The following is a 10358-nucleotide window of genomic DNA, read 5'->3' as shown; positions in this document are numbered from 1 at the left end:
CCGCTATGCGCAAAGCTCTGTACTCATTACCTCACAGCTTCCTGTTGAATCGTGGTACGACTACATTAATGAACCTACACTGGCAGATGCAATAATGGACAGAATGACAGCTTCGGCTCACCGTTTAGAATTAAAAGGTAAATCTTTGAGAAAGAAAAAAAACCATTAGCTTTGATTTAATACGAATCCAGTGGAAAGTCTAGGAAGTTTTTTATGAAATTAACTGGTGTACTTTGCCTCGGAATGAGTGGTGTACTTTGTTCGGAATAATCAGTTTTGGCGGTTGTCCAGTTTTCTTTGAAATTTCTGTTAAAAAAGTAGATATTATTCCATTCAATAAATTTATACTCTTATTTTCAAATATTTTGCTCTCTGTTTCGGTTTTTAGTTGTGATATTATTTTTTGAAGAACTTCAATCAATTCTAAAATTAAAGATTCCTGTACATACTTATTAAGCTCTTCTTTATTTTGTGCGTAATCTCTAAATGATTTAAATTCTGTAAGAATATCAGCTATTTCCTTTAAACTTCTTTGGCTTTGCGTTTCATCCTCTTGATTGATGTTTTTGATTTTTAGTTTTTGAGATATTTTATTTGTTTCTTGAACAGAAAAATGGAGTAGGTACTTGTTTAAACTTGTCACTTCTTCTTCTGTTACATCTTTTAAAAACTCAATATTCTCTTCGCATTTGTCAATTCCAAAATCAGAAACTTCACAATTAAAAGTATTTCCCTTTATATCAAATACATCATTTAAATGGCTGTCATTGGATTTATAGACAGATGTTTTATGACCTTTTGCGTTATAGTATTTTGATAAGAATTCTAATATTTCTGTTTTTCCTGTCCCTTTCGATCCAAAAAGAATGTTTATATCATTAAAAATATCCAATCGTATTAATTCAGCAGCAGAAAACGGAGCTATTTCAATATTTTCTTTTACTTTTTTATCTAAGATTGTATTTATTGTTGCCTCGTCTTTTTCCAATAGCAAACAAAACTGTTCAAAACTTTCAACAGGTAGTCTTAGGTCAGGTAATGTTTTAGATAATTCTATATAATCATCCCAATTATGTACATCTGAGCCATAAATAGAATTGTGACCATGACTTATATAGATACCGGCAGAGATTGCATTTGTAGCTTCTTTCAAAATCCTTTTAGAATTTGACACTAAATCTGTAAGTATTTGCAACTCTTCATCTCCAAGATTTGGTTTTTTTACAAAATAGTGTGCTATATAAATACAGTCTAAAGAGTCAAATTTCTCTACGGTTTCTTTTAGTGATATTGTAAATGTGTCCGGATTTTTGCCAGCTAAAATTTCATTCACATTTTTGTCAAATTGGATGTGGTTTTTAGGGTTGCAAATCACAATCAGATGAGCTCTTTTAGCATTTTCTAAAACGTCTAGTTCAACACCAGGCCATATCTGACAAGTCGTTGATACTCCATCTCTAAATTCTTCATACTGATTTAAATCAAAATGATTGTGATTTGTTATGGCTAAAATCTTTACATCTGTGTCTTTTAATATGTCTACGAATCTATCTTTTTCAATATTCCGGGTTGTAGCATCTCCTGATTTTACTTTTCTTGTATGTGCATGTATGTCGAGTTTCATATTGTCAGTTTCTAATCAATATTATTTTATGAATTCATAATTAGTAGCAATATTAGTGATTGGTTATCAATTATGTTTACGGATTTCCGTAAATTGAAAAAAATACGTGTTTTTTTAGTAGATCCTATAATTTATGCTATCCGGAGATATATTAATGATATCTTACGAAAAGGATTTATACCAATTCTTTTTATTCCTTTCGACAGGTCATTCAAATCAAAAACTCTATCTACTGTTAATATATAGAGATCAAATTTTCTATTCGCAATAAATAGTTTTTCTATTTCGGCAAAATCACTTTTTTCCACTCTTCCATTGTATAGGAAAAGATGAGAATTATTTTCTTCCTTTCATTTGAGTTTAAATTTAATGGTTCATCATTTAGAACTTAAAAAAAGAATTTTTGATAAATCATTTGTTTCTATAGAATTTATTTTCTTCCAAAATTTATGAATTAGGACGGCTAGTTTCCCAATTCCAACTGGTTTTTCACAAGATTATAGTAATCTGCTTTTTTATGTACTAAACTTTGATGATTTCCTTGTTCTACAATTTCTCCATTTTTTAAGACTATAATCTGGTCTGCATTTTTTACGGTGCTTAATCTGTGGGCAACAATAATTACAGTTTTCCCTTTGAAAAAGGATTGAAGATTATCGTGGATTATTTTTTCGTTTTCGGCATCCAATGCAGAAGTTGCTTCATCAAAGAAAATAAAATTAGGGTTTTTATAAACTGCTCTTGCGATTAGTATTCTCTGTTTCTGTCCACCCGAAATCCCATTTCCTGAAGCTCCTATTTTTGTGTTTAAACCCAAAGGTAATTCCTCAACAAAAGATTTGATATTGGCGGTGTGTAATGCTTTTTCAAGTTTTTTATAATCTATATTTTCATCACTTGTAGCAATGTTTCTTTCGATAGTGTCAGAAAATATAAAACCATCCTGCATCACCACACCACAGTTTTTTCTCAAATCTAATGGCGAAATATCTTTGATATTAAGATGATTAAAATTAATTTCTCCGGAAACAGGTTCATAAAATTTTAAAAGCATTTTCATCAAGGTTGTTTTACCACTTCCACTGGCTCCGACAATGGCAGTCACTTTTCCTTCCGGAATAAATAGATTAATATCTTTTAAAACATAAGATGACTGCGGACCTTCATACTGGAATGAAACGTCTTTGAAATAAATCCCTTTCTCTATACCGTTTTGATCTGTGTATTTAGGACTAAATAATGAAACCTGATTTTTCTGTTCCTCTTCCGGATGATTTTGTACTTCGTTCAATCTTGATAAACTTAGTTTGGCATCCTGTAAAGAACGGAAAAATGAAATTAACTGGCTTACTGGTGAATTCATTTGTCCGATGATGTAAGATACACTCAGCAATGCTCCCAATGTCATATGTCCTTTTACAACAAATGAAGCTGCAAGGAAGGTGACAACGATATTTTTTAATTGATTAATAAAATCAAAACCGGAAAGTTGAACTTGGTCTAACTTCAAAATACGAATATTAATTTTGAAGAGCTTTTGCTGAATCTGTTCCCATTCTCTGCGCTTAAAATCCTCAAACTGGTTGAGTTTCATTTCTGAAACACCGTTGATGATTTCGTAAATGGACTCCTGATTCTCGCTTCTTTGCTGGAATCGAAAATAATCCAGGATTGTTCTTTTTTTCATCCAATATAGCGACCATACCACAGAGATTACGGTCAAAATGATATAAACCACCAATATCCTGAAATCATAATACCACAGCACTCCAAAGAACACTGAAAAGGTTATAATGGAAAACAGCGTGAGAAGACTTTGTGAAGTAAGGAAATTCTCGATGCGTTCGTGGTCTTGAATACGCTGGTTGAAATCTCCCATCAATTTGGTATCAAAGAACTTTATTGGAAGTTTTAATAGTTTCTTTAAAAATTCCGAAATAATCTGGATATTGATTTTTGTACCGACAACAAGCATAATCCAATTACGGAAAATCCCAAAGATGATATTTCCAAAGAAAAATGCCAATTGGGCTAATAAGATGTATGAAATAACGGACAAATCTTTTTTACTGACTCCTTCATCTATTAATTTTTGTGTGAGTATAGGAAAAATTAAAGTGGTAAGAGTTCCCAATAATAAAAGAACGAATAGCTGAAGCATCTGGTTTTTGTAGGGCTTCAGATACTTTAGCAAATATTTTATGGAAAGCTTTTCCTCTTCCATCGGAGTTTGCTTGTAAAATTCTTCTGTAGGCTCTAAAAAAAGAGCAACCCCTTTCTCTCCGTCTGAAAGCCACGATTTTTTGAATTTATCTTCAGATAGAGAAACAAAACCGTGTCCCGGGTCTGCTATTTTATAAATTAATTTTCCAGTAAAAATATTTTTATTGATTTTGTAAAGCACCACAAAATGATTTTGGTTCCAGTGAAGGATACAAGGGAGTAATTCTTTATCAAAATCCCCGGTTTTTAGCTTTGCTGAAATAGTTTTAAAACCTATTTTATCTGCGGCTTCGCTTATCCCCAACAATGACACACCTTCTCTCGTGATAAAGCTTTTATCCCGTAAGTATTGCAAACCGAAGTCTTTGCCATAATGTGAAGACACCATAGCCAAACAAGCAGGGCCGCAATCCATTTGGTCGTGTTGAGCAAAAAAAATCATAATACTTCCATCAATTCAGTATTTGACAAATTACCTAAGAAATTGTCTAACAACATTTTTTTCTTTTTGTTTTCATCAAAATCATATACGCAATATTCTTCTTTACTTTCTACCGCAAGCTGAGAACATCCACTTCCACATATAGGAAGATAGCTACATTTCAGGCAGGGTGGATTTTTATATTTACTTTCTAATCTTACTTCATGTTTATAATTCCAAATCAGTTCCCCTAATTCCCCTAAAACTCCTTCCGAATTCTCTTCTGTAAAATCTCTGGCAGTACATTTATATAAATTCCCATCGTAATTAATATTAACCATATTTTTTCTATCTGCATAACACATCTTTCTAAATGTATTAAGATTTAGTGACTGAACAAAAAAACCTTCCATTCTAAAATAATCCATATACTCGACAAGAATATTATCTGCTAACTTCTTTTCATTTTGCCATACATCGTGAAAATCGAACATTATAAATTGTCTATTTTTAACATCTGTAAAATCTTTAGCTATCTTTTCAAGTCCGTCTAGTGTTTCAGATGAACAGTTTATTCGAACGTTTACTAAAATTTCGTTTTCCACCAACAGTTTTATATTTTTTACTATCTCATCATATGACCCTCTTTTTTCAGAAACGAAACGAACTTTATCATGTCGTTCTTTGTGTCCATCCAAAGTTATCTGAAATGCATTAACATTATATTTTTTACAAGCTTCAATTACTTTATTGTTTATTAGTAATCCATTACTAGTAAACACACTGTTGAATTTAACGTTATTGTTTGTAAAAAGATTATATGCGTAACCAAGAATCTGTTCAACAATAGAATCAAAATATAGTAAAGGTTCTCCACCAAACCAATTTAACTGAAATGTTTTCAAAGAATTATTATCTTTTACTATACTATTAAGTAATAATTGTATTTTCTTTATTGTCTTTTCATCTAATCTTGACTTTTTTATATGAGTTTCGTAACAATACCAACATTTAAAATTACAATTCATAGTAGGATTAATATGCACTTCAAAATGAGAATCGTCGTAGGTGAGGGCGTTAAATTCTTGAAGTAGGTCTTGTAACTCATTTTTCTCATTGTCTACCAAGAACCCTTCATTTAAAAGAGCCTCGTAAAAATCTTTATGTATTTCTTCTAAATAGGCTAAATTATTCTCATTTACAGCAGCATTTAATAAATCATATAAATCCTGTTCTAACAACAAAAAATTACTTGTTACTCCATTGTGTAATATGTAATAATTATCATAAAATACATAATTATTATATCGACTAAATTTTACATTTTTCATAAATCTTTCACTTTATTTGTTTACCTAAGATGGATATTCTAAGACAAGTTTTAAATAGGGAGACATAATTGTCTCCCTATTTTGATGTACTTATTAATTAAAAATTAACAAATACACCAAGAACCATTTGCTCCTGCACCCTCTTTGGGTATTAGAGTTACAGAAGAAAAACCTCCTTTGAGCTGTCCTTTTTGTGTAGCAGAAAGGGTACTCACTTTTTTAGCCAAAGTTTTGAAACTTTGTTTTTGAGCTTCTTTTTTCATTTCTCCAATTTTTTGAATTAGCAAATACAGTCCTTTCCGTTTGCTCCAACACCTTGTGTAGGTGTTAGGCTTACAGAAGAGAAACCTCCTCTCAATTGCCCCTTTTCTGTTGTAGAAAGGGTGCTTACTTTTTTAGCTAAAGCTTTGAAGCTTTGCTTTTGAAAACTTTTTTTCATTTTCTTAAAAATTTTAATTAAACATTAAATTAATACACTCTATTGTTAACAAATACAGTCTCTACCATTAGTTCCCGCACCATCACAAATGCAATCTGAACCATTAGCTTTAATGATTTTAATAGATTGTAATTTTACTGATGCAAAACCTCCCTTTAAGTTCCCTTTGTCATTTGACGAGAGAACAATTATTTTTTTAGCTAAAGCCTGAAACTTCTCGCTTTGAAAACTTTTTTTCATTTCTATTGAAATTTAAATATTAAACATTCTGAAATTATATATGAAATTGCGCAATACACATTAAAATGTTGCAGCTGGTACTGTCCTATTGTTTATCTTCTTTTGTATGTCAAGTTTTTTACCTGTTGAAAAATCATAACTTAAACCTAGGATAAACATAGATTTATTGTTATAAATTTTTCTATGATTCGTATAGTTTACCAAGCTTTCATCGAGACTTTTCGTTATATACACAGAAGGCGTTCCTATAAAGTACACCCCTGTAGTAAACGTCCAATTTTTATATCTATAATTTGCAAATAAATGATTTGCATTTTCATTTCTTATTAGAAATGCACCACTAAGTGAAAATACAGGAATATTAAATTGATATTCTACGGCAAAAGATTTGTATTCTGATGAGACACTAAAAAAATTATCAATAAATTGGTTTTTTATTGTTTTCCCTGACTTGGTTCTAATAATTTCTGAAGTGGGCTTTACTTCCGCTTTTAGAACTAAATAATCATTTCCAAAAGGTTTAATAGAGCCTACTATTTGAATAGAATACTGTTCACTATTTTTAGCATTTTCATACGTTAAAGCATAACCGTTGATTGAATTATCTGCAACAAAATATTGATTTACAACTTTATTAATATAGTTATATGAAAGAGTTGTTGTTAAATCAAAGTATTTATCTTTTAATGAATACATTACGTTATTACTCCAAATATTTTGTGGTTCCAAATAAGGGTTGCCACGTTGAACAATATTTGGAACAAGCTGTACCACGTTACTACTTAACGCTGCACTAGAAGGGCTTTGAGATTTATAATCGCTAGTAATACGGAAACTATGATGATTATTTAATTGATACCCTAAAATTATTTTTGGTACTATATTCCATTCATTAATCTTGTTTTCAGCACTTTCATTAAAAATATTTATTAAGCCTAAGCTTAGACGATACATTAATTTTTCTTTTTTTCCTGAAAATTCGGTATAAAAATATTGGTCTCTATAATTTACTTTGTAATTTGAGTAGCCTTCTAAATTTTGCAAACTATTTGATATCGAATTAGTTGAAATTCTATATCCAGAATTTAACTTACCTATTCCAAAATTGTGAATATGGGATAACTCTCCGATGAAACCATTTTGTTTTACTTTTAGATTCATTTCATTATTAAAAACATCTTGACCTGAAGTAATAATCCATTCTCTATCAAACTGGTAAGAATCTGTATTATAATGAGAAGTAATAATATTAATATTGACTTCATCTTTTTTTCCTAAATTATTAGAAAAATATAAGTCTAAAACTGGATTAATATAATGTGAAGAGGAGTTGTGAATTGTTCCATCCACAGTCTCATTACTTCCTTGGCTAAAATTACTTTGGCCTCTGCCTTTAACAAAATTGCTTGAAATATTGAAATTTACTTTTGCTTGAAGAGTATATTTTTCTGGTATTATATTCGCATAACGTAAAGTGATATATTGATTTGTGTAGCCAAAATGGTCTTTTTGTATTTCGTCAGAAACAAATTGTTTTTCATCTAAAAAGTACTCATACCTTTTTTTTACAATTCTATTGTTGTAATCCCGAAAATTAATTGAATATTCTGCTCCTAAATTATTTTTACCTTTTGTATAATTGGCGTACCCGGAACCATTTATAAAACCGGTGTTTAATGCAGAAATTACATCAGTTCCAAAAACATATCCAGTTTCAGGATTTCGTGTAATAATATTTACAACTGTGTCAGCTCTTGTAGCCCATCTTGTTGGTGGAATATCATAGTATTCAACTTTCACTACATTATTTGGCATAATACTACGAATCTGCATATCGCTAGCTTCAATTCCATTTACCAAAAACAATGTTATCCCACCCTTTGTACTGACAACAGTATTGGATATTGGGTCAAGCTTTAATTCTGGCAATGTTCTTATAAGGTCTTTTGCATATCGTGCTTTTTCTAACGCTTCTTTATCAAACGTATAAATAGCACGGTCAGCATATTGTTTCTTTTTTTGAGATTTTAAAATAACCTCCTCAATTTCTTTAGTATTCAAAGTATCAACTTTTTTCTCAAGAGAACTATCTGTTGAATTTTGACCGAACGTGTGAATGCTTATAAAAAATAAAGCTGATATGTACAGATATGTCTTATTTTTTTTCATTGTCAAATTATTTCTTGCTAATCTACTCATTCAAACTTTTCCATTACCACTTGATTCCATCATTCTTCGGAGGTGGGTCGCTTTCTTGTGCCTCTAACGAACTAGATTCATTGGAACTGTTTGAATTAATCCCTACAGAATCTTTTTTTACTTTTGCAGATATTGACTGATTTTGTATTTCATCAGGAGTTGTTGTTAATTCTTCTGCTTCTCTACAGCTGATTACTGAAACAAATACAGCAACTGCTGATACCCAAGAGATAAACTTTTTCATAATATTATTGTTTTTGAAGTTTATCCCGGCGCCGGGAGATTTATTGGTTGAATTCTTTTGCTAAATTATTTGTGTAAAATGGGGTTTCCTAAAAAAGCAGGTCTTGAAATGGAAATTGACAGATAACGACGTCATAAAAAAGAAATTAGGACAAGTATTTGATTGACAACTAATGATTTAAATTTTATTTATATGAATTATAAATAATTTGCAATGAATGAATTTTGGGCTGTTTTGTTTAAATTTGTACTTATAAACTAATAATTTTTGATAAAAGTGTTATATAGAAAAATACTTTTTTGTTTTCTTTACCTATCTTTGTTTTTTTCTTTCGGAAAAATACAAGGTCAACAGAGTTTTGAGGATATCCGAAGTACCTATGATAAAAAGGAAGAAAATGATATAACTGCCTTAAAAGACATCAACCTCTATCTTCAAAAAGCAAAACTCGAAAATAATTTAGTTGAACAAATAGAAGGATATAGAGATGCTGCTTTTTACTCTAAAGATAAGAGCCTAAAAATAAAATATGCGGATAGTGCCATCGTTACTGCGCATAAAACAGATGATAAAGAACTTATTTCTACGGTTTACCTGCTGAAAGGAAGTTTGTACTATTTCTATTATAAAAATTACCAATCTGCCCTAGTAGAATATTTAAAAGCCTATCAATATTCTAAAGACAGCAAGGATGATTATCTTAAATATAAGATTATCTATCAAATGGGGTTAGTGAAAAGCTATCTGGGATATTACGATGAAGGCATTGAACACTTTAAGGAATGCATTTCTTATTTTGAGCCCAAATCAAAAGAAAAATTAGAGCCTGGCGCAATACGCAATGTGGAAAGAGGTTACCTTAATAGCTTACACCAAATGGCTGTATGCTACAGAAATATAAAAGACTACAAGAGAGCTGATTCAATTATTAATGCAGGACTTCGTTTTTCAAAAATTAATGAATTTCCTTCTGAAAAAGCTTATCTAACAAAATGTAAAGGAATTTCGGAATATCACTATAAAAATTATAATTCCTCCATTAAACTTCTACAAAAAAGCTTGCCAATTCTCAATAAAGATGATGATTTCTATTGGTCTTCTGTCTCAGATTTCTACATAGGAAAGAGCTATTTAGGATTGGGAAAAGAAGATTTGGCAATAAAACAATTTGAGAAAGTAGATTCTATTTTTCAGAAAAGACAATTTATTGTTCCTGAACTTCTTGAAAATTATAATTTTCTAATCAAGTATTACCAAAATCGAAAGGATTCGGAAAAAGAACTGGAGTACTCTAAAAAACTCTTGAAAGCAGATAGTATTCTTAACAGAGATTTTAAATATTTGTCTGAAAAAATCCATAAAGACTATGATAACTCGTAGTGCATTATCAAACTAATGCAATTTTAATATTATTCATTTTTCTATTAAATACAAAAACATTTACAAATTGAATGAAAGTTAATGCTGTTATTTTGCTCAATATCCTTGTTTTAAAACCTTCAAATGATTTTGCGTAGTTGTTTCTGATTTTAAATTGGTCACAAAGCTGAGAGAATAATGTCTCTATTCTTTTTCTCGATTTTCTGAAAATATATTTTTGTTTTTGATAATTTTTTTGGTTGTTTCTCATGGGTGTA

Annotated in this window: 11 protein-coding genes; 2 read left to right on the top strand and 9 right to left on the bottom strand. The window is 30.3% G+C overall.

Annotation, left to right across the window (positions count from 1 at the left end; all coding sequences use genetic code 11):
• On the top strand, positions 1 to 169 hold a 169-nt coding region (locus tag F564_RS20340; RefSeq protein ID WP_161625949.1), incomplete at its 5' end, for an ATP-binding protein.
• A gap of 42 nt (positions 170 to 211) precedes the next feature.
• Here F564_RS20340 and F564_RS19570 read toward each other — a convergent pair.
• From F564_RS19570 to F564_RS0116745, 8 genes are all read right to left on the bottom strand, one after another.
• Positions 212 to 1624, bottom strand: a complete 1413-nt coding sequence (locus tag F564_RS19570) for a DNA replication/repair protein RecF (RefSeq protein WP_051259723.1) — start codon at positions 1622 to 1624, stop codon at positions 212 to 214.
• A 463-nt stretch (positions 1625 to 2087) separates the two neighbouring features.
• Positions 2088 to 4262 (bottom strand): peptidase domain-containing ABC transporter, encoded by a 2175-nt coding sequence (locus F564_RS0116775; protein ID WP_394330638.1) that lies wholly within the window; start codon positions 4260 to 4262, stop codon positions 2088 to 2090.
• A 23-nt stretch (positions 4263 to 4285) separates the two neighbouring features.
• Complete coding sequence (locus F564_RS0116770; RefSeq protein ID WP_028123623.1) at positions 4286 to 5599, bottom strand: radical SAM/SPASM domain-containing protein; 1314 nt, start codon at positions 5597 to 5599, stop codon at positions 4286 to 4288.
• A gap of 104 nt (positions 5600 to 5703) precedes the next feature.
• On the bottom strand, positions 5704 to 5862 hold the full coding sequence (locus F564_RS20710) for a hypothetical protein (RefSeq protein ID WP_154656912.1): 159 nt from the start codon (positions 5860 to 5862) through the stop codon (positions 5704 to 5706).
• Positions 5863 to 5879: 17 nt separating this feature from the next.
• Complete coding sequence (locus F564_RS20705) at positions 5880 to 6038, bottom strand: hypothetical protein (RefSeq protein WP_154656911.1); 159 nt, start codon at positions 6036 to 6038, stop codon at positions 5880 to 5882.
• A gap of 45 nt (positions 6039 to 6083) precedes the next feature.
• Positions 6084 to 6278 carry a hypothetical protein gene (locus F564_RS0116755; protein WP_028123622.1) on the bottom strand — a complete coding sequence of 65 codons (195 nt, stop codon included), beginning with the start codon at positions 6276 to 6278 and terminating at the stop codon, positions 6084 to 6086.
• Between the two features lie 60 nt (positions 6279 to 6338).
• Positions 6339 to 8477, bottom strand: a complete 2139-nt coding sequence (locus tag F564_RS0116750) for an outer membrane beta-barrel protein (protein ID WP_228373926.1) — start codon at positions 8475 to 8477, stop codon at positions 6339 to 6341.
• Between the two features lie 13 nt (positions 8478 to 8490).
• Positions 8491 to 8721 carry a hypothetical protein gene (locus F564_RS0116745; RefSeq protein ID WP_028123620.1) on the bottom strand — a complete coding sequence of 77 codons (231 nt, stop codon included), beginning with the start codon at positions 8719 to 8721 and terminating at the stop codon, positions 8491 to 8493.
• 276 nt (positions 8722 to 8997) lie between these two features.
• Between F564_RS0116745 and F564_RS19565 the strand changes: the two genes are divergently transcribed.
• Complete coding sequence (locus F564_RS19565) at positions 8998 to 10101, top strand: hypothetical protein (RefSeq protein WP_154656910.1); 1104 nt, start codon at positions 8998 to 9000, stop codon at positions 10099 to 10101.
• 7 nt (positions 10102 to 10108) lie between these two features.
• On the opposite strand, the gene F564_RS0116735 is transcribed toward F564_RS19565, so the two are convergent.
• Positions 10109 to 10358: transposase (locus F564_RS0116735; protein ID WP_154656909.1), on the bottom strand; the 250-nt coding region annotated here is incomplete at its 5' end.

Source organism: Epilithonimonas tenax DSM 16811 (assembly GCF_000428485.1).
GTDB lineage: Bacteria > Bacteroidota > Bacteroidia > Flavobacteriales > Weeksellaceae > Epilithonimonas > Epilithonimonas tenax.
Note: the sequence above shows the minus strand (reverse complement) of the source record. Positions and strands in the feature narration are given on the sequence as shown.